Source organism: Stutzerimonas sp. S1 (assembly GCF_025966695.1).
GTDB lineage: Bacteria > Pseudomonadota > Gammaproteobacteria > Pseudomonadales > Pseudomonadaceae > Stutzerimonas.
Window position 1 is genome coordinate 24,831 of sequence record NZ_JAOEIY010000004.1, and the last position, 24,011, is coordinate 48,841.

General features: G+C 63.1%; 19 protein-coding genes. 14 read left to right on the forward strand and 5 right to left on the reverse strand.

Annotation, left to right across the window (positions count from 1 at the left end; translation table 11 throughout):
- Positions 1 to 7 precede the first annotated feature (7 nt).
- The 4 genes from N8H22_RS09340 (at position 8) to N8H22_RS09355 (ending at position 3,248) form a co-directional block, all read left to right on the forward strand.
- Complete coding sequence (locus N8H22_RS09340; RefSeq protein WP_264590236.1) at positions 8 to 388, forward strand: phage holin family protein; 381 nt, start codon at positions 8 to 10, stop codon at positions 386 to 388.
- Entirely contained in the window at positions 385 to 705 is a 321-nt protein-coding gene (locus N8H22_RS09345) for a hypothetical protein (protein ID WP_264590237.1), read from the forward strand. Before N8H22_RS09340 ends, N8H22_RS09345 begins: the two co-directional genes overlap by 4 nt.
- 119 nt (positions 706 to 824) lie before the next feature.
- The gene (locus tag N8H22_RS09350; RefSeq protein ID WP_264590238.1) at positions 825 to 2,156 is read left to right on the forward strand and encodes a deoxyguanosinetriphosphate triphosphohydrolase; all 1,332 of its coding nucleotides are present in this window, start codon (positions 825 to 827) and stop codon (positions 2,154 to 2,156) included.
- Between the two features lie 3 nt (positions 2,157 to 2,159).
- The gene (locus N8H22_RS09355; RefSeq protein WP_264590239.1) at positions 2,160 to 3,248 is read left to right on the forward strand and encodes an FUSC family protein; all 1,089 of its coding nucleotides are present in this window, start codon (positions 2,160 to 2,162) and stop codon (positions 3,246 to 3,248) included.
- On the opposite strand, the gene N8H22_RS09360 is transcribed toward N8H22_RS09355, so the two are convergent.
- Positions 3,232 to 3,576 (reverse strand): 50S ribosome-binding protein YggL, encoded by a 345-nt coding sequence (locus N8H22_RS09360; protein ID WP_264590240.1) that lies wholly within the window; start codon positions 3,574 to 3,576, stop codon positions 3,232 to 3,234. The genes N8H22_RS09355 and N8H22_RS09360 overlap by 17 nt on opposite strands.
- A gap of 268 nt (positions 3,577 to 3,844) precedes the next feature.
- Between N8H22_RS09360 and dacB the strand changes: the two genes are divergently transcribed.
- Positions 3,845 to 5,302 (forward strand): D-alanyl-D-alanine carboxypeptidase/D-alanyl-D-alanine-endopeptidase, encoded by a 1,458-nt coding sequence (gene dacB, locus N8H22_RS09365; RefSeq protein WP_264590241.1) that lies wholly within the window; start codon positions 3,845 to 3,847, stop codon positions 5,300 to 5,302.
- Between the two features lie 71 nt (positions 5,303 to 5,373).
- On the opposite strand, the gene rlmKL is transcribed toward dacB, so the two are convergent.
- Complete coding sequence (rlmKL, locus tag N8H22_RS09370) at positions 5,374 to 7,551, reverse strand: bifunctional 23S rRNA (guanine(2069)-N(7))-methyltransferase RlmK/23S rRNA (guanine(2445)-N(2))-methyltransferase RlmL (protein ID WP_264590242.1); 2,178 nt, start codon at positions 7,549 to 7,551, stop codon at positions 5,374 to 5,376.
- A 356-nt stretch (positions 7,552 to 7,907) separates the two neighbouring features.
- Here rlmKL and N8H22_RS09375 point away from each other — a divergent pair, with 356 nt between their 5' ends.
- Entirely contained in the window at positions 7,908 to 8,123 is a 216-nt protein-coding gene (locus N8H22_RS09375) for a ribosome modulation factor (protein ID WP_003289553.1), read from the forward strand.
- 115 nt (positions 8,124 to 8,238) lie between these two features.
- Here the strand turns inward: N8H22_RS09375 and N8H22_RS09380 are convergent, their stop codons facing one another.
- Both N8H22_RS09380 and N8H22_RS09385 read right to left on the reverse strand, forming a co-directional pair.
- Positions 8,239 to 9,270, reverse strand: coding sequence for a quinone-dependent dihydroorotate dehydrogenase (locus N8H22_RS09380; RefSeq protein WP_264590243.1), 1,032 nt, complete (start codon positions 9,268 to 9,270; stop codon positions 8,239 to 8,241).
- Between the two features lie 100 nt (positions 9,271 to 9,370).
- On the reverse strand, positions 9,371 to 9,592 hold the full coding sequence (locus tag N8H22_RS09385) for a DUF2835 domain-containing protein (protein ID WP_264590244.1): 222 nt from the start codon (positions 9,590 to 9,592) through the stop codon (positions 9,371 to 9,373).
- Positions 9,593 to 9,792: 200 nt separating this feature from the next.
- Here N8H22_RS09385 and N8H22_RS09390 point away from each other — a divergent pair, with 200 nt between their 5' ends.
- Positions 9,793 to 10,689: a DUF6685 family protein gene (locus N8H22_RS09390; RefSeq protein ID WP_264590245.1), complete on the forward strand. Its 897-nt coding sequence runs from the start codon at positions 9,793 to 9,795 to the stop codon at positions 10,687 to 10,689.
- 75 nt (positions 10,690 to 10,764) lie between these two features.
- On the opposite strand, the gene N8H22_RS09395 is transcribed toward N8H22_RS09390, so the two are convergent.
- On the reverse strand, positions 10,765 to 15,630 hold the full coding sequence (locus tag N8H22_RS09395) for an NAD-glutamate dehydrogenase (protein ID WP_264590246.1): 4,866 nt from the start codon (positions 15,628 to 15,630) through the stop codon (positions 10,765 to 10,767).
- Between the two features lie 209 nt (positions 15,631 to 15,839).
- Here N8H22_RS09395 and N8H22_RS09400 point away from each other — a divergent pair, with 209 nt between their 5' ends.
- The 7 genes from N8H22_RS09400 to N8H22_RS09430 all read left to right on the forward strand — a co-directional run bounded on the left by N8H22_RS09400 (position 15,840) and on the right by N8H22_RS09430 (position 24,003).
- Positions 15,840 to 16,799: a MoxR family ATPase gene (locus N8H22_RS09400; protein WP_264590247.1), complete on the forward strand. Its 960-nt coding sequence runs from the start codon at positions 15,840 to 15,842 to the stop codon at positions 16,797 to 16,799.
- A 1-nt stretch (position 16,800) separates the two neighbouring features.
- Positions 16,801 to 17,769 (forward strand): DUF58 domain-containing protein, encoded by a 969-nt coding sequence (locus tag N8H22_RS09405; protein WP_264590248.1) that lies wholly within the window; start codon positions 16,801 to 16,803, stop codon positions 17,767 to 17,769.
- On the forward strand, positions 17,766 to 18,266 hold the full coding sequence (locus N8H22_RS09410; RefSeq protein ID WP_264590249.1) for a DUF4381 domain-containing protein: 501 nt from the start codon (positions 17,766 to 17,768) through the stop codon (positions 18,264 to 18,266). Before N8H22_RS09405 ends, N8H22_RS09410 begins: the two co-directional genes overlap by 4 nt.
- Positions 18,259 to 19,278 carry a VWA domain-containing protein gene (locus N8H22_RS09415; RefSeq protein WP_264590250.1) on the forward strand — a complete coding sequence of 340 codons (1,020 nt, stop codon included), beginning with the start codon at positions 18,259 to 18,261 and terminating at the stop codon, positions 19,276 to 19,278. The genes N8H22_RS09410 and N8H22_RS09415 overlap by 8 nt, the downstream gene beginning before the upstream one ends.
- Positions 19,275 to 20,999: a VWA domain-containing protein gene (locus tag N8H22_RS09420; protein WP_264590251.1), complete on the forward strand. Its 1,725-nt coding sequence runs from the start codon at positions 19,275 to 19,277 to the stop codon at positions 20,997 to 20,999. Before N8H22_RS09415 ends, N8H22_RS09420 begins: the two co-directional genes overlap by 4 nt.
- Complete coding sequence (locus N8H22_RS09425) at positions 20,996 to 22,621, forward strand: BatD family protein (protein WP_264590252.1); 1,626 nt, start codon at positions 20,996 to 20,998, stop codon at positions 22,619 to 22,621. The genes N8H22_RS09420 and N8H22_RS09425 overlap by 4 nt, the downstream gene beginning before the upstream one ends.
- Positions 22,622 to 22,782: 161 nt before the next feature.
- On the forward strand, positions 22,783 to 24,003 hold the full coding sequence (locus N8H22_RS09430; protein WP_264590253.1) for a CmpA/NrtA family ABC transporter substrate-binding protein: 1,221 nt from the start codon (positions 22,783 to 22,785) through the stop codon (positions 24,001 to 24,003).
- Positions 24,004 to 24,011 lie beyond the last annotated feature (8 nt).

Here is a 24,011-nt window from a genome sequence, read left to right on the forward strand (position 1 = left end):
TAGGCCAATGGATGTCAAACCCGGCGAAGAAGCGCCCAAGCCATCGCTAAAGAAGCTGGGCGGAGCGTTTGTCGGCCTGCTACAGGGGCATCTAGAGCTTCTGGGTATTGAGTTGCAGGAAGAGAAGGCTAGAACCTTCCGGCTTTTTCTTCTCGCGGGGATCAGCCTCATTCTTGGGCTGCTGGTACTAGTGGGTCTCTCGGCGGCCGTAGTGATCGCCTTCTGGGACACCCACCGAATCGCAGCGATTCTGGTGCTTTGTACAATCTATGCGATTGTCATGTTGATCTGTATCACTCGGGCCCTGAAGCTCGCCAAGGCATGCGCCACGCCGTTCCAAGCTACTCTGGAAGAACTCGCACGCGACCGGGAGCGCCTTTTGCCATGAGCCAGCAACTCAGTGCAGCAAGCGATATGCACATGCGAAAGGAGCTGGTTCGTCTGCGCATGGAGATGCACCGCCAGCAACTGCTTTACCATGCTCAGCCGCTGACCCACCCGCTCGAGCAGGTCAAATCCATGATCGCTGGACGTCGAGAAGAAGCGGACCACGGCACCGGTAAGACACCGCTGATGATGGTAGCGACCGTGATTCTGGCACTGTTTGGCCGCAGGCTGGGCAAGGTAGGCACGCTTGCCCGGGTCGCGATCACGCTCTATCCGTTGGTCAAAGGACAGCAGAAACTGCGCCAGAAGCTGCGTTAATTGCCAAGTTCGTATCGAACGAACCCTCTGAAACGAGGAAATCCCGCAGTACGTCGGAAGACGTACCCGCGAGTGTGTTAGCGTAAACTCGCCTGCTGGAGGCCATATGGAGATAGTCCTTGGACTGGCATACCCTGCTTACCCGTGAGCGACTCGGAAAATCCGCACACAGCAGTGAAGAACTCGGCCGTAGCCCGTTCCACAAGGATCATGATCGCATCATCTTTTCCGGAGCATTCCGCCGTCTGGGCCGCAAGACCCAGGTCCATCCTGTATCCAGCAACGATCACATTCACACCCGATTGACCCACTCGCTCGAAGTGAGCTGTGTAGGTCGATCGTTGGGCATGCGGGTCGGCGAAGTATTGCGCGACGACCTGCCCGAATGGTGCAGCCCAGCCGACCTCGGAATGATCGTGCAGTCCGCGTGTCTGGCGCACGACATCGGCAACCCGCCATTCGGTCATTCCGGGGAAGACGCCATACGCTATTGGTTTCAGCAGGCCGCAGGTCGTGGCTGGCTCGACGACATGAGCGACGCCCAGCGGGCCGACTTCCTCAACTTCGAAGGTAATGCCCAAGGATTCCGCGTGCTGACGCAGCTGGAATACCACCAGTTCGACGGTGGCACACGATTGACCTATGCCACCCTGGGCACCTACCTCAAATACCCTTGGACCTCTCGCCATGCCGAGGCACTTGGCTACAAGAAGCACAAGTTCGGCTGCTATCAGAACGAACAGCAATTGCTCGAACAGATTGCGCTGAAGCTTGGCCTGCCTCAGGTGGAAGAACAACGCTGGGGCCGCCATCCGCTCGTCTATCTGATGGAAGCTGCGGACGATATCTGCTACGGCCTGATAGATCTGGAAGACGGCCTGGAGATGGATCTGCTCGACTACGCACAAGTGGAAGCATTGTTGCTAGGGCTGGTCGGGGACGACCTGCCGGAAACCTATCGGCAGCTCGGCCCGAAGGATTCCCGTCGTCGCAAGCTAGCAATTCTCCGTGGCAAAGCGATCGAGCACCTGACCAATGCTGCCGCACGCGCCTTTGTCGACCAGCAGGAGCGTCTGCTTGCCGGGGAGCTGCCGGGTGACTTGGTCGAGCACATGCATGGGCCCGCCAAGCAGTGCGTGCTGCAGGCCAAGGCGATAGCACGCGAGAAGATATTCCAAGACAAGCGCAAGACCCTGCACGAAATTGGCGCCTACACGACGTTGGAAATCCTGCTGAACGCATTTTGTGGAGCCGCATTGGAACAGCATCGCGGGCGCAACCTATCGTTCAAGAACCAACGCATCCTCGATCTCCTAGGCCGCAACGCACCGAGCCCGGAAGCGCCGCTGTACCAGTCGTTCCTGCGGGTGATCGACTTCATCGCCGGCATGACCGACAGCTACGCCACGGAGATGGCCGGCGAGATGACCGGCCGCTCCAGCCCGGTGTGACGGATGAAACGGTTCTTACACGAAACCCTGCACTGGCATCCGGGTCGTCCGGCTTGGGGCGCGGCGTTGGTCGCCGGTTTTGGCTGCGCCCTGCCCCTCCTGCTCGGGCTTTTCAGTGGTCATCCAGGTTTTCTCTGGGCCACCGTTGGCGCGTTCCAGGCAGCGAAGGCCAACCCCCTGCACCGATTCGGCATGCTGCGCATGCTGCTGCTCATTGCGTTGGGTGCCTGCAGCGCTGGACTGGGCTTCTGGTCTGCCACTCACCCACTGATCAGCCTGGGCCTGTTCGCATTCTACGGCCTGCTGCTGGCCTGGCTGCAACGCTATGGCAGCGAAGCGGGCAAACTGGGCATCGGCTTGGCGATCTGCCTGTGTCTGGGACAAGGGCAATATGGCATTGCCGACTTCAACAACCCCTACGCGATCGCAACACTGTTCGCGCTGGGCGGGTTATGGGTGACGCTGCTCGCCTTCGGCATGCGCGGGATGCACGGTTTGCGCATGTGGCCTTACATGCCACGCCTGGTGAGCCTGCTGCGCGTACTGCGTCGCCATGCACGGCGCACTCCGATACGCCAGTGGCGGCGGCATGCGCTGACCTACGTGGTGGCATGCGCGCTCGGCGGGGTGATCGTAAATCTTGCGGAACTGCCACGGGGCTACTGGCTGACACTCGCAGTCTTCACCACACTGCAGATGGACATGGAACGCAGCCTGGTGCGTGCGGTACAGGCCTGCGTGGGCATTCTCGGTGCGGCGGCCATTCTGATCTACATGGGCCACAGCCTTGCGGATCCGCCACTGATGGTGATGATTCTGCTGCCGCTGGTGGTATTCGGCCGGGCTTTTCAAGCGCATCACTACGGCTTATTCGTGCTGCAAACCACACTCAGCTTTTTGCTGCTGGCGGAAACCTTGGCGCAGGACTGGGACCTGCCCCAAGTGCGCTTGATCAACGCCACGATCGGCGTTGGACTGGCGCTGGGAGTGACACTGATCGGCTACCTGCTGCGCCGCTTGATGGCCAGGCGGTCGTCGAAACGACCGCAGGCAGCTGAGGAGCAGGAGAAGGCGACTACGCCTCGGTCCTGATCGGGTTTTCCGGATACCAGACGTCCATCAGCGGGCTGACGGTGTACTCGGCAAGTTCGGAACGCCCCTTCAGCCAGGCATCCACTTCCGCGCGCTGCTCCTCGCTGACGGAACCACGACGGCCCAGGCAAACGAAGCCGTAATCTTCGCCGCCGATGTAGCCGAGCCCCTTGGCTTCCATGGCTTCGGTGACGAACGCTTCGAGGAACTCATCCACGGCCTTGCCATCGATCCCCTCGCGGTAGGTCAGGTTGATCTCGAAGCCAAGCTCCTGGAATTCGTCGACACAGAGTTTCTTGCGCAGGCGACGCGAGCGATTGGTAGCCATTGGATCGGTCCTTTTCTGGTTTGATAACGGCGCGCACTCTACCAGTTACGCCAGGGTTAAGCGACGAAACTGCCAGACCGGCACAGCCCCGATAAAAATTCTTTGCTCAACGCTTTTGCAGGATAGCGTCGGGCCCGGCTACGCTTATCGGATAGAGGCACCGCGCCTCCACAGCCCGGGCATAATTGCCCGCATCTTTCCCTTAAAGCAGTGGGAATCCGTATGCCGCATTCAGCGATTCGTGCCCGTTTTTCAGAGGCGCCGACAAATGAATAGATTCCGTCGCAGCATGGCCATCGCCGCGCTGGCTTTGCCATTGACCTGGCCCATCCAGGCCGCCCCGGTGAATCAGGCGCTGCCAGCGCCGGTAACGAAGGCACTGAAAGCCAACAAGATCGACCGCGACGCGCTCTCGGTCGTCATGCTGCCGCTCAATGCCAAAGGCGCACCGACCTTCGTCAACGCCGATGTTTCAGTGAACCCCGCCTCCACCATGAAGCTGGTTACCACCTATGCCGCGCTCGAGCTGCTCGGGCCCAACCATCAGTGGAAGACCGAGTTCTACGCCGACGGCCCTTTGGTCAACGGCACACTCAACGGCAACCTTTATCTCAAGGGCGGCGGTGATCCCAAGCTGAACATGGAAAAGCTCTGGTTGTTGTTGCGCGATCTCCGCGCCAACGGCGTGCGCGAAGTGACCGGCGATCTGGTTCTTGACCGCAGCCACTTCATCCAACCGGATCTGCCGATTTTCAACGATGACGGCGGCGACCAGAACAAGCCGTTCCTGGTCGGTCCCGACTCGCTGCTGGTCAACCTCAAGGCTCTGCGATTCATCGTGCGCAACGATGGCGGCAAAGTGAACGTGGCCGTGGAGCCACCAATCGCTAGCGTACGCATCGACAATCGCGTCAGGGCGCTTCCGCCAGCCAAGTGCCCAAGCTGGCCGGATGTTCTGTTCAATCCGGTTACCGACGCCGACGGCGTCACCGTGGTGGTCACGGGGAAACTCGCAGCCGGCTGCAAGACCCAGACATACTTGTCCCTGCTGGATCATCAACGCTACGCCGCAGGAGCGGTGCGAGCCATCTGGGGTGAGTTGGGTGGCAGCATTCGCGGTCATGATCGGGTGGCCCAGGTACCGGACGACGCCCGCCTTCTGGCCCGGGCATTCTCGCCCGATCTGGTGGAGATCATCCGCGACATCAACAAATACAGTAACAACACCATGGCCAGGCAGCTGTTCCTGAGTCTTGGTGCCGAGTTTCGTAACGAGGCGGATGGCGATGACTCCAAGGCAGCCCAGCGTGTTATTCGCCAGTGGCTGGCGAAGAAGGGGCTGATTTCGCCGCACCTGGTCATCGAGAATGGCTCGGGCCTGTCCCGCGCCGAGCGCGTCAGCGCGCGCGAGCTCGCTAGCCTGCTGCAAGCCGCCTGGCGCAGCCCCTACGCCGCCGAGTTCATCTCTTCGATGCCGCTTGCGGCAGTGGATGGCACCATGCGCAAACGCCTGCGCAACACGCAGGTGGCGGGCAAGGCACACATCAAGACGGGCACCCTGAATACCGTGCGTGCGATTGCCGGCTACAGCCGCGATGGTGACGGCAACTCTTGGGCGGTAGTAGCGATTCTGAATCACCCACGCCCTTGGGGTGCATCGTCAATCCTCGACCAGGTGCTGGTCAGCCTGCACAGCCAGCGCAATGAGAACACTGCTCAGCGCTGATTGATCGCAAACGAAAAGAGGGCAGCCTGCAGGCTGCCCTCTTTCATTCAAACATCCAGCAACGCCTCTGCTCAGCGGGCCTGAAGCCGCCAGGCGCGATGAATCTTCGGGTTGCGCCGGAAATCTTCATCAATGGTGGATGCACTAATCTCTTCCACTCCGTAGCGCTCCGTAATGCCTGGATCAAGCACAAACTTGCGGAAGTTGTTGGAGAAGTACAGCGTCCCGCCCGCAGCGAGCCGCGCCATGGCTAGATCCAGCAAGGCGACGTGATCACGCTGTACATCGAACACCCCCTCCATCCGTTTGGAATTCGAGAACGTCGGCGGATCGATAAAAATCAGGTCGTACTCGCCACGGTCTGCCGCAAGCCAGCTCATGACATCCGCCTGCTCCAGCCGTTGACGATCAGACAAACCATTCAGCGACAGATTGCGCCGCGCCCAATCCAGATAAGTCCGCGACAGGTCCACGCTGGTGGTGCTGCGTGCACCACCTTTGGCCGCATGCACGGTAGCAGTGGCCGTGTAGCAGAACAGATTGAGGAATCGCTTGCCCGCTGCCTCGCGCTGAATACGCAGCCGCAGCGGCCGATGATCGAGAAACAGTCCGGTATCGAGGTAATCGGTGAGGTTGACCAGCAACTTCACCCCGCCTTCGGACACTTCGAGGAACTCCCCTTGCGCTGCCTGCCGCTCGTACTGGCGCGTCCCGCTCTGCCGCTCGCGTCGCTTGACCACCACCTTCTCGCGGGCGATGCCTAGCGCCTGCGGAATCGCCGCCAGGGCATCGAGCAGACGCGCCTGCGCCTTTTCCGGATCGATCGAACGTGGCGGCGCATACTCCTGCACGTGCACCCAGTCGCGATACAGATCTACCGCCAGCGCATATTCCGGCATATCGGCATCGTACAGCCGATAACATTCGATTCCTTCACGCCGCGCCCACTTACCCAGCTGACGCAGATTCTTCTGCAAGCGGTTGGCAAACATCTGCCCGCCTTCGCTCAGTCGTGCCAGCTCGACAGGTGCCTGCGCCGCGCTCGGCTCCACCGACTCAGAACGACGCCCAGTGACGAACTGATCCAGTTCGACCTTGATCAGCAGCAGCTTGCACGGCAGTGCGCCGTTCCAGAACGCGTACTGCTTATGGCTGCGGATGCCCATGCGCTTGCCGAGATCCGGTGCAGCGGTGAATATCCCGGCCTCCCAGCCCAGACAGGCCTGACGCAGCCGCTCGCCGAGATTCTGATAGAGATACAGCAGGCTCGCTTCATCCCCCAGACGCTCGCCATAAGGCGGATTACATATGACCAACCCCTTCTGGTTCTGGTCGGGACGCGGCTCGAAAGTCGCTACGTCACCCTGGTAGATGCGAATCCAGCTGGACAGTCCGGCACGTTCGATGTTGTTGCGTCCCGGCTGAATCAGGCGCGGATCGGCTTCGTAACCGCGTATCCATAGCGGTGGCCGAGCCAGTCCTGCGGCGGCCCTGGCCTGGGCCTCGGCGTGTAGCCGTTCCCAAAGCGCCGGTATATGACCGAGCCAGGCACTGAAGCCCCAGCGCTCACGCCTGAGGTTCGGTGCGACATCGGCCGCCATCATGGCGCCTTCGATGAGGAAAGTGCCTACCCCGCACATCGGGTCGGTCAGCGCGCCGCCCTCGGCAGCAATACGCGGCCATCCTGCGCGGATGAGCACTGCCGCGGCCAGGTTTTCCTTTAGTGGCGCCGCGCCCTGCTGCAGACGATAGCCACGCTGATGCAGGCTGTGACCGGACAGATCGATCGACAGCACTGCCTGGCCTTTGTCCAGGCGCAGGTGGACCCGCAGATCGGGATTCAGCTTGTCGACGCTGGGCCGCTCACCGCTGGTGGTGCGCAAGCGATCGACAATGCCGTCCTTGACCTTGAGGGCACCAAAATGGGTGTTGTCGATGCCCGATCCGCGCCCGCTGAATTCGACTGCCAGACTACCGGTCGGCTCGAGATGGTCGGCCCAGTCGACCGCCCGCACCCCTTCATAAAGAGTCTCGGCCGTCTCGGTCGGAAACCGACTGACGACCAGCAGCACCCGGTTCGCCAGACGCGACCAGAGGCACAGCCGATAGGCGACCTCAAGTGTTCCGTTGCCGCGAACCGCTGCCGTTTGCTCACGCGCGTCCTCCAGGCCGAGACTCGCTGCCTCTTCAAACAACAAGCTTTCGAGTCCTTTGGGACAGGTAAGAATAAGTTCGTGACGATCGGTCATGCGTATTTCCAGAAAGTGTTCGATCCAAGGCATCCCGACCCTTCGTCGGAACATACCCGGTAAAAAATGCCTTGCGTCACGAAAACGCAAGGACAGTGACGGGTTGGCTCAGGGCAAGCAGCGCTGCTCCCGGCACTGCGCATGGCTTATGGGGAGAACCATAGTTTGGTTACCTACTTATGACAAAACGATCGTTCCCGCCTCTCCGGCATTGGGTTAGAAATCGTCTCAGGTCGATTTCGCAATGAGATCGACGGAGTCCGCCACGCCGGCAGCGGACCCACTGGCAGTCTATCTGCCCCGGCCTCGCCATGAGGCCACGAGGAACACCAGTCAACCACTGAGGGCAATACCCAATGAGAAGACTCAAGCGTGATCCGATGGAACGAGCATTCTTGCGCGGTTATCAACATGGCATACATGGCAAATCTCGCGACCTGTGTCCTTTTACCCATCCCACTGTACGTCAAGCCTGGATCAACGGCTGGCGGGAGGGTCGCGGCGACAACTGGGATGGTTTGACCGGCACTGCCGGTCTGCATCGACTGAACGAACTTCACGCGGTCGGCTGATTCACCGATCTAACCGACTCTTCATGGCACGCCCCATCCGGGCGGCGGGCTAGAAGCCCAGGGGCTCCCAATCCGGAGCCCCGTACCGGGCAGAACACACTTCCCCTGCTTCCGGTCACTGCGCCTTAGAGCGCAGCTCGGCGATGGCATCCACGGCCTCACGGATTAGCGCCGGCCCCTTGTAGATGAATCCCGAATACAGCTGAACCAGGCTTGCCCCGGCGGCGATCTTTTCGGCCGCATGGCGTCCTTCGGTGATTCCTCCTACCGCGATGATCGGCAAACGACCACCGAGGGTTTGCGCCAGCACCCGCACCGTATGGGTACTCTTTTCGCGTACCGGCGCGCCGGACAACCCGCCGGCCTCGTCGGCATGCGCCAGACCGGCAACGCCCTCACGGCCAAGCGTGGTATTGGTTGCGATGATCGCGTCCATACCAGCCTGGAATACGGTTTCAGCCACCAGTGCAGTTTCTTCGTCGGTCATGTCCGGCGCGATCTTGATCGCCAGCGGCACTCGCTTGCCATGCTCGACCTCAAGATCCTCGCGGCGCAAGCGCAGCGCATCCAGCAGCCGCTTCAGCGAATCACCGAACTGCAGGCTGCGCAGGCCAGGCGTGTTCGGTGAGCTGACGTTGACGGTGACGTAACTGGCGTGGTGATACACCTTGTCCAGACACAGTAGATAATCCTCGTCCGCGCGCTCGACAGGTGTATCGAAGTTCTTGCCGATGTTGATTCCCAGCACGCCCTTGAACCTGGCTGCATCCACACGAGCCAGCAGGGCATCCACGCCGTGATTGTTGAAACCCATGCGATTGATGATGGCCTCCGCCTCCGGCAGGCGGAAGATTCGCGGTTTCGGATTGCCTGGCTGCGGCCGTGGCGTGACGGTGCCCACTTCTATGAAGCCGAAGCCTAGTTGCGACAAGCCACATATGGCCTCACCGTTCTTGTCCAGCCCTGCCGCAAGCCCGACCGGGTTTGGAAAGTCGATGCCCATGACGCGTACCGGCAGGCTCGCCGGCGCTTTGCTCAACAGTCTGTTGATGCCGAGACGGCCACCCGCGCCGATGAGATCGAGAGAAAGCTCATGGGACGTTTCCGGGGACAACTTGAACAGCAACTGGCGGGCCAGGTTATACATACGCAGCCTAGAATCTCGGAAAGAGTGGCCGCGAAGTATAGCAGGCGAAGAGACAAATCAGCCGCCTTGCACGGGGCAGCGCGCCACCGATGGCGCCAGCTCAGCGCAAGCGGCGCAAGCCGATCAACTGGCCATGCTCGGCGAATTCCATCTCGAAGGAACCAAACACTCCCTCGCGGGTCACAAACGGTCGCAGATGATGCGCTGGCAAGCTGACCCGCCTGCCATCCCGGCTGCGGATCAGGATCCGATTGGCATGCCCTTGATACACCGCCAGCAGCCGCTCAGCGGGCAACGCGATATCCAGCACCAGGTTCGGCATGGAGGCTCCTTGTGTTCAACTACCGCAATATTGTCATATCGATGCGTAGGCGATTCGTCGTCATCCAGCGCGCGGTACTGCCACAAGCCATGGGCGGGAGCCGACCAGGATCGCAAAGCAGGTGCGCATTACGTTCCGGTCTGCCACACTCCGGCCAGAGTTTTTCGAGCTCAAGCATCGTCACGAGCCTGCCCGAGCCAATGCCTTTACTGACTACCCATATCGCCAAACTGGCCCAACGCCTGGGACTGCGCGCCAAGACGTCGCACCCTGCATTGGAGCGCGCCAGCCAGTTGAGCCTGCCCTTCGCGCCGCTGTACGAGCCGGAGCCAAGCATTTTCTGGAATGATGGGCCGTGCCTGCAGCGCCTGCTAGAACTACCACGTGGCGCCCTTTCCGGCCCGGTACAGGAAGACAAGGCCCGCGCACATGCGGCATTGACCCGTCTGATCATAAAAGACAGCGAATCCCAGGCAACCATCGATCTGCGCCAGATCGACGGCCTCGGCGGCCAGAGCCGTGACGGCATTGCCTATCCGACCATCGACGCGTTTGCCGCTACCGAAATCTGTCGGCGGGTACGCATCATCAGCTACAAAGACTTCCTGCGCACCCTGAGCGTAGCGCTGCCAGGGTACGCTCAGGGTGCCCCCATCGAGCTGCGCCAGGCCAGTTGGCTGGGCGAACGCCTGTACTGGTCAGGCGAGCATCATGTCGAGGAGTTCGCCAGCGCGGTGGCCTATGCGCGACTGCGCGGACTGGAAGTCACCATGCCCGCCGAACTTACGGATTATCGTCTCGATCGAGCCGGTCTTCGTGCGCTGGACGAGCAGTACCACGCGGTGGCCATGCCTGCCCAGGCGTGGAACGACCGGGAGTTCATGGCACTGCTACTCGATACTCAGGTGCCATACGCCCGCTTGACCCTGCTGCGCAACGCCAACAGTTCCGAGCTGCTGCTGCTGGAAAAGCGCGAACCCACCGCCAATGCCATCGGAGAAGGGTTGAAGCTGGCCGGCGCACCGGACATGGTGCGCTACCTGCGCGACCTACCGCAAATCACACGTTTCAAACGCGGCCAACCAATCGAGCCGTGAGCGGCGTTCCGCCCTGCGCCGGCCGGCATAGCCAGCCGGCGCTCCCCTGAACAGCAACACGATCGCGGATACCGCTTACTCACTGCGGCCCGCCGGTGCCTGGGCCAGATTCTGCAACTCACGACTGGCTACCGCATACATGGCGTAATCCGGCGTGCTCGCGGCGCGTAGTTCAGCCAGCATGCTGAGCCAGCGATCGACCTGATACTGGCGTTGTCCCAGCCAGGCGCTAACGCGCTGCCCCGGCTGCTCGGCTCCGGCATCCATCTGCAGGACCGACACGGTGATGGCGCGCTGCTGACTATCCAGGTCGTCACGAAAGCCTTCCCGGGCCAGTGCCTGCCAGTTGTTGTCCACCGGCAGATTGGTCAGCTGCTGCAGATACCACGGCAACTCCAGCGCGCCACCAACCGCGAAATACGCCGCTGCGACATGGATAGGCGGCTGACCGGTTTCGTCGGCCGCCTCAAGGATCGGTAAAAGCGTGTACAGGTGACTGGTGCCTGCCACCATGCGCGCAAGCAGCTCTGGTACGCCGGCGGCAGTGTAGCGTTGGTAGCGCGCCTGCCAGAGTTCACGGGTCGACCCCTCGAGCAGCTCGTCGAGTTTGAGCCCCAGGGCCGCAACACGTGGACCGAAATGCGCCACGTCGCGCGCGGCATCCAGCTCACTGCGGCGATTGCGCAGGAACCAGCGCGTGGCGCGGCGGCCGAGTCGCATCAGCTCATCCATCAGCCGTAACTGAAGCTCGGCGGGCACCTTGTAATCCAGCGCCTCGATCTGCCGAAACCAATGCGGCAGGTGGAAGATATCGCGCACGATCACATAGGCTCCGGCGACATTGGCCGCACTCATCCCGGTAGCTTCCTTGAGCCGTTGCACGAAGGTGATGCCCATGTGATTCACCAAATCGTTGGCGATCTGGGTGCTGACGATCTCGCGCTTGAGGCGATGCTGCAGCATCGCCTCGCGATAGCGTTCGCCCAGCAGTTGCGGGAAGGCGCTTTCCATCTCGCGGGCCAGATAGTCATCGTCAGGCACCCGCGATTTGAGCAAGGCATCCTTCAGTTCGATCTTGCTGTAGGAAATCAGCACCGACAGCTCCGGTCGAGTCAGGCCCTTGCCCAGGATGGCGCGCTCGGCCAACGCGTCATCGCTGGGTAGAAACTCCAGCTTCCGATCAAGCAATCCCTCGCCCTCCAGCGCTGCGATCAGACGCACGTATTCGGCGCCTCGTTCGCGCGAGCGATACTGAGCCTGCGACAGCGCCTGGGTCTGCTTGTAGTTGTTATGCAGCACCAGTTCAGCCACCGCATCGGTCATGTCGAACAGCAACTGATTGCGCTGTTTGCCGGTCATGTCGCCAGCGACAACCAGCTCGTTGAGCAGGATTTTGATGTTGACCTCATGATCGGAGCAGTCGACTCCGCCGGCATTGTCGATGAAGTCGGTATTGCTGCTGCCGCCGTGCAGTGCATATTCCACCCGCCCCAGCTGCGTCATGCCGAGATTGCCACCCTCGCCGACCACCTTGGCGCGCAGCTCGTTGCCATCGACACGCACCGCATCGTTCGCTTTGTCGCCGACGTCCGCATGGGTTTCCGTGCTGCTCTTGACATAGGTGCCAATGCCACCGTTCCACAGCAGGTCGACCGGCGCCTTGAGCAATGCATTGATCAGTTCGGTCGGCGTCAATTGCTCAGCATCGATGGCGAAGCGTTGCCTCATCTGTGGGGTGATGAGAATGCGCTTGGCCGAGCGCGGGAACACGCCACCGCCGGAGGAGATCAACGCACTGTCGTAATCAGCCCATGACGAACGCGGCAACTCGAACAACCGCTTGCGTTCTGCGAAGCTGCGCGCCGGGTCAGGATCGGGGTCGATGAAGATGTGCAGATGGTTGAAAGCAGCCACCAGCTGCAGCGTTTCGGACATCAGCAGGCCGTTACCGAACACGTCGCCGGCCATGTCGCCGATGCCGATCACGCTGATGCTGTCGGTCTGCACATTGATGCCGCGCTCGCGGAAATGTCGCTGTACCGAGACCCACGCGCCGCGCGCGGTGATGCCCATCTTCTTGTGGTCATAGCCGGCCGAGCCTCCGGAGGCGAACGCATCGCCCAGCCAGAATTCATAGGCAGCGGCGATGCCGTTGGCGATGTCGGAGAAACTCGCGGTGCCCTTGTCGGCAGCCACCACCAGGTACGGATCGTCCTCGTCGTAACGCAGCACCCCGAGCGGTGGCACCACCTGCCCTTCCTTGAGGTTGTCTGTGAGGTCCAGCAGGCCGCTGATGAAGATCCGATAGCAGGCGATAGCCTCGGCCTGGATCTCGTCGCGCGAACCATTGGCGGGCAGGCGGCGCGGAATGAAACCGCCCTTGGCCCCGCCGGGCACGATGACAGCATTCTTCACCTGCTGGGCTTTGACCAGGCCCAGCACCTCGGTGCGGTAGTCTTCCTCGCGGTCCGACCAGCGCAGACCTCCGCGCGCCACCTTGCCGCCCCGTAGGTGCACGCCCTCGACCCGCGGCGAATAGACGAAGATTTCGTACTTGGGAATCGGCCTCGGCATCTCCGGGATCGCTCGCGGATCGAACTTGAAGCTGAAGTAATCCTTGGCGCGACCGCCAGCATCAGATTGATAGAAATTGGTCCGCAGGGTCGCTTTGATGAGTGCCAGATAGCGCCTGAGAATGCGATCCTCGTTGAGCACCGCAACCTCATCCAGCGCCGTGAGGATGGCCTGCTCCAGCCGCTGCTGTTTGTCGGCCAGATCCTCATCGGCGAGCTTGCGCGCCAGGTAGAAACGCATCTTGAACAACCGCACCAGCTCGCGGGCGATCTCGGTGTGGTTGAGCAAAGCGCTGGCGATGTAGCCAAGATCGAACCCCATGCGGATCTGCTTGAGGTAACGCGCATAGGCACGCAGCAACGCTACCTCGCGCCACGTCAGGCCGGCGGTCAGCACCAGGCGATTGAAGGCGTCGTTCTCCGCATCGCCATTGTTGATGTGGATGAAGGCATCCTGCAGCGGCTCGTTGATTTCCAGCAGGTCGATTTCCAGCCCCGCGCCATAGGTGAAGGCGAAGTCGTGCATCCAGTACTCGCGGCCGTTCTTGCGCTGCAGGCGGAAGGGAAACTCGCCCAGCACCCGCAGGCCGAGGTTCTCCATGATTGGCAGCACGTCCGACAGCGGCAGCGGCGTGTCGATGTGGTAGAGCTTGCAATGCAGGCGGTTCTCTTCGGCAGTAACCGGCTGATAGAAACTCATCACCAGCGGCCGATCCTCGCTCAGGCTGAGCAGGTGCTGCATGTCCACCACAGCCGACTGCGGCGAAAAGCGCTCGCGATATCCGGCCGGGAAGCCCTTGGGGTAGTCACCAAGCAGATTGGTCCCCTGTGCCTCGCCGAAGCGCTCGACCACCAGCCCCGCATACTCGTCCTGCCAGCTGCGGCAGGCCTGCAGGACCTCCTGCTCCAGACGCTGCGGATCGACCTCTGGCAGACGACCTGGATCCAGCCGCAGAATGAACTGCACGCGGATCAGCACCGATTCAGAAAAATAGGTGGAGAACTCGCAGCCACCGGCCTGGAGCCGATCCAGCAGTACCTGCTGAATCTTCATTCGCGTCTCGGTGGAATAATTGTCGCGCGGCACGTAAACCAGGCAATAACAGAAACGTCGATAAGGATCGAAGCGCAGAAACAGCCGCAGCCGCGCGCGCTCCTGAATCTGCACGATGGCCACGGCGTTCTCGAACAATTCGTCATTGGAGGCCTGGAACAACTCGTCGCGCGGCAGCACCTCCAATACCTGTACCAGCTCCTTGGCCAGATGCGTTGAGCCACCGAAGTTGGAGCGCCAAACCACTGCATCGACCTTGCGCCGAATGTAGGGAATGCGCCGCACGCTCTGGGTGTACACCGACGAGGTGAACAACCCCATGAAGCGGCACTCGCGGACCACCTGGCCCTGCGCATCGAACTCACGAACCGAGACAAAATCCGGGTAAGCCGGACGGTGCACGCGACTCTGGGTCGCCGACTTGGCGAACGACAGCAACAATGGCTCACGCAGGTAAGCCAGGGAGGACGGCAACAGCGCCTGATCCTCGGCGGACAGGTTGACCCTCAGGTTGCGCGACAACCCAAGCAGCGAGCCCTCGTCATACAGGATGCGACCGCCCTCAGCCGATTCGGCGACCGAGAACTCCTCGTAGCCGAGAAAGGTGAAATGGTCCTCCGCCAGCCAGCCAAGGAAATCATCGATCTCGGTCAACTCCTCGTCATCGATCTGCACACCGGACAGGTCCGCCGTCTGCAGACGACCGCGAATGTCCGTAACCTTCGCCTTCATCGCCAGAAAATCACCGACGACCAGCCGCACATCGGCGAGCACGCCGAGCAGCGACTGCTCGAGCTCACGCAACTCGGCCATGCTCGCGCAGCGGTCGATCTCGATGAAGATCAGCGACTCGGCGCCACTATCGGTCGCCGACTGATCCCTGGGCAGCAGCTCGAGCAGGCTGCCATCGGCCGCACGCCGTATCTGCAGCACACAGTTCTGCAAAGTGTGGATGTTGTATCCCCGGCGGGTCAGCTCCATGCGCACCGAATCGACCAGAAACGACATGTCCGGGTGCAGTACCTCGACCACACTGTGGGTCGATTGCCAGCCGTGTTTCTCGTAGTCGGGGTTGAATACCCGCACCTGCGGGCTGGTGCGATCGAAGCGCTCCAGCAGACGCCAGCTGGCCAGAGTCGAGCCGACCAGATCAGTCATTCGCCGTTCGGTGAGTTCGTCCAGAGCAACGATGCCGAAGAATTGCTCGGCGAACAGGCCCAATTGGGAGAGCAGTTGTCCATCTACATGTTGCGCCAGCGCCGACTGCAATTGCTGCTGAAAATCGGCTTTGCTGGCCGCTGTAAAGAACGCCATGAGTTGCCCCGCTTGGCTTGCTGAAAAAAGGGATCGTCGGTAGTGACTGACCCCACAGGGTGAAGGTTCAACGTTAGTCTAGACCGCCGCAAATGCAGTAAAGTGACGCGCTCGCCGCAGCCTGTTGAAGCGGCGCCAGCCGGATCACGCGCCGCGACCGGCAGCCGGAACGAGCCGACGTTCCATCCCTTTCTGGAAGCCTTGAAACGATGGACCACCGTGAATCGATAATCGCGCTGCGACAGTTCCTTTCCACCCAGATTCTCGGGCAGGACCGGCTGATCGAGAGACTGCTGATCGCCCTGCTCGCCGACGGCCACATGCTGGTCGAGGGTGCGCCGGGGCTGGCCAAGACGCGCGCGATCAAGGAGCTGGCCGAAGGCCTGGAGGCCGAGTTCCATCGCATTCAGTTCACCCCCGACCTGCTACCTGCCGACATCACCGGCACTGAGATCTATCGCCCGGAAACCGGCAGCTTCGTCTTCCAGCAGGGACCGATCTTCCACAATCTGGTGCTTGCCGACGAAATCAACCGCGCACCGGCGAAAGTGCAATCGGCACTGCTGGAGGCCATGGCCGAACGCCAGGTCAGCGTGGGCCGCAGCACCTACGACCTGCCGCCGCTGTTTCTGGTCATGGCCACGCAGAACCCGATCGAACAGGAAGGCACCTACCCGCTGCCCGAGGCGCAGCTAGACCGCTTCCTGCTGCACGTGAAAATCGGTTTCCCGGATGCCTCGGTTGAGCGGCGCATCCTGCAACAGGCGCGCGGTGAGGCCATCAACGGCGAAGCGGCGCCGGAACACCGCGTCAGCCAACAGGCGATCTTCGCCGCGCGCAAGGAGATACTCGGCCTGTACATGGCCGATGCGGTGGAGGAGTACCTGGTCCAGCTGATCATGGCCACTCGTACGCCAGCCAAGTTCGACGCCGAGCTCGCCGAATGGATCGCCTACGGTGCCAGCCCGCGTGGCTCGATCGCCCTGGACCGCTGCGCCCGTGCGCATGCGTGGCTGGCCGGGCGCGACTTCGTCAGCCCGGAAGATATTCAGGCGATGCTCTTCGACGTACTACGCCATCGCCTGATCCTTTCCTTCGAGGCGGAGGCAGCCGGCATCGACCAGGATCGCGTGCTGCAACGCATCCTCGATGTGGTGGCGGTCGCCTGAGATGCATCCAGACCCGCGTTCTCCCATGCCGCCGGCAGCGCCGGCTGGCGCAGGCGTGCGCACCAGCCTGAGCGAGCTCATCGACCTGCGTCACCGCGTCCGCGAGGTCCCGTTGTTCTCCACGCCACATCGACGCAGCCCTCTGGTCGGCTTGCATCACTCCAAGTTGCGTGGGCGCGGGGTGGATTTCGATCAGGTGCGGGTCTACCAGGCCGGTGATGACGTGCGCACCATCGACTGGCGCGTCACCGCGCGTACCCAGGAACCACATACCAAGTTGTTCCACGAAGAGCGCGAGCGCCCCATCTATCTGCTGGTGGAGCAAAGCCGTCGGCTGTTCTTCGGTAGCGGGCGTGCATTCAAGTCCGTCCTGGCCGCCGAAACCGCTAGCCTGATCGGCTGGGCGGCATTGCTGCACAACGATCGGGTCGGCGGGCTGGTGTTCGGCAATGCCGAGCACCACGAGATCAAACCGCGGCGCAACAAGCAGAGCCTGCTGCAGCTGCTCGATCGCCTGGTCAGGGCCAACCGCCAGCTCGACGCCGACACGCCGCTCGAACCCGACACCTTTGGCCTGGCGCTGCGCCGCGCCCGTGAAGTGCTGCGGCCAGGCAGCCTGGCGGTGATCCTCTGCGACGAGCGCACGCTGGGCGACGCAGCCGAGCAGCAACTGAGCCTGCTCGCACGCCACGTCGATCTGTTGTTGCTGCCGATTTCCGATCCACTCGACCATGCGCTCCCCGCTGCCGGTCTGCTGCGTTTTGCCCAAGGCGGCGCCCGCCTGGAGCTCGATACCCACGACGCTGCGCTGCGTCAGGCCTATCGCCAGCAGGGCGAGGCGCGCAGCGCACGCTGGCAGCGCCTGGCCGACCGCCTGCGCGTACCGCTGATGCCACTCGATACCCAGCGCGACCCGGTCGAACAGCTGCGCGACCACCTCCGCGTGCAACAGCCTGGGGCGCGGCCATGAATCCGCTGGACCAACTGGCGCCACCGATCATGCCCGCGCCGATTTCCTGGTGGCCGCTTGCGCCGGGTTGGTGGCTGCTGGCGCTGCTGCTGACTTTCGCTGTCGGCGGTCTTTGGCATTTCCGCTATCGCCTGTTGCGTCGCGTGCGCCCGCGGCAGAAGCTCGCCGAGCAACCGCTGGACCCACACCGTCAGGCCGCGCTTATCGAACTGGCCAAGCTGAGCAAGCCGTACGGCGGGCAGCCGGCCAGCCAGTGGCTGCAGCAGCTCAACGCACTGCTCAAGCGCCTGTGCCGCACCCGCTACCCGGACAATCACCCGCATACCCTCAGCGGTCGCGCCTGGCTGGCGTTCCTCGACAGTCGCTGTCCGGCTGCCGGCCTGACTCGCTGGATGGTGCTGGTGGAAGGTGCCTATCGCGCCGAATGCCGGCTGGACGACAAGGCCATCGACGGCCTGGAACAGGCCGTCGATATCTGGATTCGCAAGCATGTTTGAACTGGCCTGGCCGTGGGTCTTCCTGCTGCTGCCGCTGCCCTGGCTGTTGCGTCGTCTGCTGCCGGCCGCCGACAGTGGTGAGGCTGCACTCAAGGTGAGCTTTCTCGCCGAGCTGGAAAGCCTTTCCGGGCGTCGCGCACGAGTCGCCCTGCCCGCCTGGCGCCAGCAGATACCCTACCTGACCATCTGGCTGTTGCTACTGTTCGCTGCCGCACGCCCGCAATGGCTCAGCGAGCCGCTCCCTCTGCCCACCAGCGGTCGCGACCTGCTGCTCGCCGTCGACGTATCCGGCTCGATGGACTACCCCGACATGCAGTGGCAGGACGAAGAAATTACCCGCCTGGAGTTGGTCAAGGTGCTGCTCGGTGATTTCATCGAGGCCCGTCATGGCGACCGCGTCGGACTGATCCTGTTCGGCAGCAAGGCCTATCTGCAGGCCCCGCTGACCTTCGACCGGCACACGGTGCGCACCTGGCTCGATGAAGCGCTGGTTGGTATCGCCGGCAGCAATACGGCCATCGGCGATGCCATCGGCCTGGCGGTCAAGCGTCTGCGCGAACGTCCTGCCCACAGCCGGGTACTGGTGCTGATCACCGACGGTGCCAACAACGGGGGCGAGATCGAGCCGCTGGTGGCCGCGCAGCTGGCCGCTGACGAGGGGGTGAAAATCCACACCATCGGCATCGGCGCCGATATCGAGGAAGGTGGCGTACTCAGCCGGTTCGGCTTCAATCCGGGGCTAGACCTGGATGAGGCCACGTTGCGTGCACTCGCCGAGCGCACCGGCGGCAGCTACTTCCGCGCGCGTTCAAGCGCCGAACTGCAGGCCATCGGCGAAACTCTGGATCGCCTCGAGCCGACCGCACAACAACCGGCGCGGGCGCGTGTCGCCCATCCACTGTATGCCTGGCCGCTCAGCGCAGCGCTGCTGATCAGCCTGCTGCTGGTCGCCGCCGATCTCTGGCAGGCACAACTGCAGCGCCTCGCTTCGTCCCTGGAGCGCCGCCGATGAACGCCTTCTGGCCGCAACTGCTCAGACCTTTCTGGCTGCTGATCGTACCGCTGCTGCTCTGGTTGCTCTGGCGACTCTGGCACCGACAGCGGCAGATCGGTCGCTGGCAGCGGCTGCTGCCCGAAGCCTTTCATGCCGAACTGCTGACCCGTGGCCGCCTGCGCAATAGTCGCCTGCCCTGGGTTGCCCTCGGCCTGGCCTGGCTGCTGACCTGTCTGGCCCTGCTCGGGCCGAGCTGGCAGCGTCTGGAGCAACCCAGCCTCAAGCGCGCCGATCCGCTGGTGGTGCTGCTCGAAGTGACCCCCGCCATGCTCGCCGCCGATACGCCACCGACGCGCCTGGAACACGCCAAACGCAAGCTGCTCGACCTGCTTGAAAGCCGTCCCGACGCGCAGACATCGGTGGTCGTCTTTGCTGGCAGTGCCCATACGCTCGTTCCGCTGTCTGATGATCTGGCCACCACGACCAACCTGCTGAACGCGCTGAGCCCGGCACTGATGCCCGAACCCGGACAGCGCGCCGATCTCGCCGTGGCTCAAGGCCTTGCGCTGCTCGAACAGGGCGCGCAGGGCCGCGGCAGACTGCTGCTGATGACTGCGGCGGTCGGCGACACCGAGCAGCGTGCCATTCTCGAACTGCTTGGCGAGCGTAACGCGCAGCTGTCGATTCTCGGCATCGGTACCGAGCAGGGCGCGCCCATCGCCGGCGAAGACGGCAGTTTCCTCAAGGACGCCCACGGCGCGATCCTCATTCCGCGACTGGACAACGCCGGCCTGCGCCGCTTCGCCGCCGAGCTCGGCGGTCGCTACCAGCAGTCCCGGGTCGACGATGCGGACCTGCAGAACCTCGGGTTACTCGACGCAGCCGGTAGTACGCTCACCCTCGACGAAACCACCCGCCTGGATACCTGGCTCGACCAGGGTTACTGGTTGCTCTTGCCACTGCTGCTGCTCGCCGCCTGCGCCGGACGCCGCGGCTGGCTGTTCTGCCTGCCGCTCCTGCTGCTGCAGACACCGCCGGCCAGTGCGCTGGAGTTCGACGACCTGTGGCTGCGCCCGGATCAGCAGGGGCAGCGCCTACTCGACGCCCAGCGCCCGGCGCAAGCGGCCGAACGCTTCCAGGATCCCCGCTGGCAGGGCATAGCGCTGTATCGTGCCGGCGATTACGCCGCTGCCGCCGAACGCTTCGCCAAGGGCGACGGTGCGGCAGACCATTACAACCGCGGCAACGCCCTGGCCCGCAGCGAACAGCTGGAAGCCGCCCTCGAAGCCTACGAACAGGCGCTGGAGCGCCAGCCTGACCTTGAGCCGGCACAACGCAACAAGGCGCTGGTGGAAGAACTGCTGCGCCAACGCCAGCAGCAATCCCGGCAGGACGAGCAGCCGGCCGGCGAAGAGCCGTCTCCCAAGCCCTCAGAGCAAGTACCACCCAACCCGCAGACAGGTCCTGCACAGGTGCCACCGCCAGACTCGACGACACAACAGACGCCGGCTTCACCCGCTAACCGCGAAGGACCGGGCGACGAGCCGCAGTCTGCCGAACCACAGCCGGCGCAGGCGTCGGACCAGGCGCCTGCGGCCGCGGCGCTGGAAGACCTGCCGACCGCCGAACGCCATCAGGCGATGGAGCAGTGGCTAAGGCAGATTCCCGATAATCCCGGCGAGCTGTTGCGCCGCAAATTCCTCTACGAACAACGCAAGCGCCAGGAACTGAATCGATGATCCGCGTGATGGTCTTTCTTCTGCTCGTGGCCCTGGGTTGCCAGGCCAATGCCGCGCTGCTGCATGCCAGCGTCGACCGCACCCAGCTGAGCATCGACGAAACCCTCGAACTGACGCTCGAAGCACGCGATGCCGCCGTGTTCGGCAAACCCGACCTGCAGCCGCTGGACGACCTGTTCGAGGTCTTCGACACCCGTCAGCTCAACAGGCTCTCCAACGTCAACGGCGAAACCCGCTCGGTGACCCGCTGGCTGACTACCCTGCGCCCCAAGCGTACCGGCCACGTGGTGATCCCGTCGCTGCAGCTTGGCGAACTGCGCAGCCAGCCTATCGCCCTGCTGGTTCAGGAATCGCGCAGCAAGGATGACAGTACCCAGCTGGCGCCAATCTTCATCGACGCCAGCCTCGATCACGACAGCGTCTACGTTCAGGCCCAGGTGATCCTCACCCTGCGCATCTTCCATTCGGTGTCGCTCTACGACGACAGCAGTCTCTCACCCCTGCAGATGCCCGAGGCGCTGGTCGAGCGGCTCGGTGATCCGCGGACCTACGAGAAGACCATCAACGGCGTACGCCACGGCGTCATAGAAATCCGCTACGCGTTATTCCCGCAGCGGAGCGGCGAACTGCTGATTCCCGGCCAGCTGTTCAGCGCCACGACCGTAGCCGTCGGCAACTCGCTACTCGGGCCGCGACCCGGGAGATCCACTCAGGTGAAGTCACCGAACATCCCGCTGCATGTGAAGGCCAAGCCCGCTGACTATCCGCCAGGCATCCCGTGGCTGCCCGCCACTGAGCTGACCCTGGTAGAAGCCTGGAGTCCGGAGCCGGCGCAAGCCATGCATGGTGAATCCCTGACCCGCAGCCTGCTGCTCAAGGCCAAGGGACTCTCCAGTGCCCAGCTGCCCTCGGTAGGCACGGGCAAGGCCGCCGGATTGCGACGCTATCCCGACCAGCCGAGCCTGGCCGACGAAGTCGGCACCGACGGGCTGACCGGCAGCCGCGAGGAGCGCGAAGCGCTGGTGCCAGTCCGCAGCGGTGAACTGCAGCTGCCAGTAGTCGAAGTCGTCTGGTGGAACACCCTCGAAGACCGTCTCGAGCGCACCACGCTCCCTGCACGCACATTGCAAGTGGCTGAGAACCTCGGTCTCGAACAAGCACCGCTGGAGCCCATGCAGTCCAGCCAGCCGTCGCGCCGGCCAGCGCTGCTATGGCCCTGGCAGCTGAGCACGGCAGTGTTGTTCCTCACCACCGCACTCGGTTTCGGCTTGTGGTGGCGTGCGCGTCGGCAGCCTGCAGTGCTGCGTGCCCTGCAGCCCGGGCCGACGCCGCGCAGCCTGCTGGACGATCTGCGTCGCGCCTGTCAGGCCAACGACACTCAGACCACTCGGCAGGCGCTGGATGCCTGGGCCCGCCAGCAGCCGGAGACGCTTGCCGACATGGCAGCGCGCTTCGTACCGCTCTCCGATGCGCTCGATGGGCTCAACGGTGCGCTGTACAGCGAAACCGGCCAGCGCTGGCAAGGCGATGCGCTCTGGCAGGCCATCCAGACCCTGCCGCCGGCAGCAACGCCAAGCGCCGTACAGGAGCCCGGTATCCTGCCACCGCTGTATCCACGCTGAGTTGCGGTAACGTCTGGCGGCCTGCCCCACCAATCACTCAGCCGTCTCGGGACTCATGTACCCACGCAAGCCACGTGACGGCTGGCATATCGCTTGCTACAGGCTAGGCGGATTCCCGGCGCTGTCGTCTGCGCCGACCTGCATTCGATAAGGCTGCCTGCATGAGCGATACGGCTGTTTCATACCGCGACGACGCCCTGGCCTGGGTCGGCGGCAGTGATGCCCCCGAAAAAACCACCATCAATCTCGGTTTCATGGCGCTGACCGACGCCGCATCGCTGATCGTCGCCGCCACCCAGGGATTCGCCCAGCCGTTCGGTCTCACGCTCAATCTGCGCAGACAGCACTCCTGGGCCGGCCTGCGCGACAAGCTGGTCGACGGCGAACTCGACGCCGCGCATGGACTGTACGGCCTGATCTACGCAGTCCACCTGGGCATCGGCGGCAGCGCACCGGTGGACATGGCCGTGCTCATGGGGCTCGCGCAGAATGGTCAAAGCATCAATCTGTCCGCACCACTGAAGGCCGCGGGCGTGACCGATGCAGAGGCACTGCGCCGTTGCGTGCGCCAAAGCGGTGCACGCCTGACCTTCGCCCAGACCTTTCCCACCGGGACGCATGCGCTGTGGCTGTACTACTGGCTAGCCGCCAACGGCATCCATCCGCTGGATGACGTGCGGACCGTGGTGGTGCCGCCGGCGCAGATGGTCACCTACCTGCGCAGCGGACGTATCGACGGTTTCTGTGCGGGCGAGCCCTGGGGCGCGCAAGCAGTCGCGGAGGATACCGGCTTTACCCTGGCCACCAGTCAGTCGATCTGGCCGGACCACCCGGAAAAGGTGCTCGGCTGCACCCAGGCTTTCGTCGATCAGTACCCCAATACCGCTCGCGCACTGATCATGGCCGTGCTCGCCGCCAGCCGCTTCATCGATCAGAACGAGGAGAACCGCCGCAGCACGGCCCAGCTGATCGCGGCGTGCGAGCACGTCGACGCCCCCCTCGGCTCCATCGCGCCGCGCTTTCTCGGACATTACAGCGATGGCCTCGGCAACAGCTGGCAGGACACGCATCCCCTGCGCTTTTTCGCCGACGGCGCGGTGAATATGCCGTTCCATTCCGACGGCCTCTGGTTCATGACCCAACTGCGCCGCTGGGGTCTGCTGCGCCAGGATCCGGACTACCTGGCGGTGGCCAGTGCCGTGCAACAGACCGCCCTCTACCGCGACGCCGCCAGCGCACTGGGCATCGCCGTGCCGGCCACGCCGATGCGCAGCAGCCGGCTGATGGATGGCAGCCTCTGGGATGGTTCCGATCCAGCGGCCTATGCGCGTGGTTTCGCCTTGCATGCCCTGGCGGATACCGTCCTGGCCAGTGCGTCCTGAGCGGAGAA

Coding starts and splice junctions, on each gene's coding strand:
- N8H22_RS09395 (WP_264590246.1), bottom strand. CDS start 15,630: ATGGCGTTCTTTACAGCGGCCAGCAAAGCCGATTTTCAGCAGCAATTG.
- N8H22_RS09415 (WP_264590250.1), top strand. CDS start 18,259: ATGTTTGAACTGGCCTGGCCGTGGGTCTTCCTGCTGCTGCCGCTGCCC.
- N8H22_RS09355 (WP_264590239.1), top strand. CDS start 2,160: ATGAAACGGTTCTTACACGAAACCCTGCACTGGCATCCGGGTCGTCCG.
- N8H22_RS09405 (WP_264590248.1), top strand. CDS start 16,801: ATGCATCCAGACCCGCGTTCTCCCATGCCGCCGGCAGCGCCGGCTGGC.
- N8H22_RS09425 (WP_264590252.1), top strand. CDS start 20,996: ATGATCCGCGTGATGGTCTTTCTTCTGCTCGTGGCCCTGGGTTGCCAG.
- N8H22_RS09410 (WP_264590249.1), top strand. CDS start 17,766: ATGAATCCGCTGGACCAACTGGCGCCACCGATCATGCCCGCGCCGATT.
- N8H22_RS09430 (WP_264590253.1), top strand. CDS start 22,783: ATGAGCGATACGGCTGTTTCATACCGCGACGACGCCCTGGCCTGGGTC.
- N8H22_RS09400 (WP_264590247.1), top strand. CDS start 15,840: ATGGACCACCGTGAATCGATAATCGCGCTGCGACAGTTCCTTTCCACC.
- N8H22_RS09375 (WP_003289553.1), top strand. CDS start 7,908: ATGAGAAGACTCAAGCGTGATCCGATGGAACGAGCATTCTTGCGCGGT.
- N8H22_RS09360 (WP_264590240.1), bottom strand. CDS start 3,576: ATGGCTACCAATCGCTCGCGTCGCCTGCGCAAGAAACTCTGTGTCGAC.
- rlmKL (WP_264590242.1), bottom strand. CDS start 7,551: ATGACCGATCGTCACGAACTTATTCTTACCTGTCCCAAAGGACTCGAA.
- N8H22_RS09380 (WP_264590243.1), bottom strand. CDS start 9,270: ATGTATAACCTGGCCCGCCAGTTGCTGTTCAAGTTGTCCCCGGAAACG.
- N8H22_RS09340 (WP_264590236.1), top strand. CDS start 8: ATGGATGTCAAACCCGGCGAAGAAGCGCCCAAGCCATCGCTAAAGAAG.
- N8H22_RS09420 (WP_264590251.1), top strand. CDS start 19,275: ATGAACGCCTTCTGGCCGCAACTGCTCAGACCTTTCTGGCTGCTGATC.
- N8H22_RS09390 (WP_264590245.1), top strand. CDS start 9,793: ATGCCTTTACTGACTACCCATATCGCCAAACTGGCCCAACGCCTGGGA.
- N8H22_RS09385 (WP_264590244.1), bottom strand. CDS start 9,592: ATGCCGAACCTGGTGCTGGATATCGCGTTGCCCGCTGAGCGGCTGCTG.
- N8H22_RS09345 (WP_264590237.1), top strand. CDS start 385: ATGAGCCAGCAACTCAGTGCAGCAAGCGATATGCACATGCGAAAGGAG.
- dacB (WP_264590241.1), top strand. CDS start 3,845: ATGAATAGATTCCGTCGCAGCATGGCCATCGCCGCGCTGGCTTTGCCA.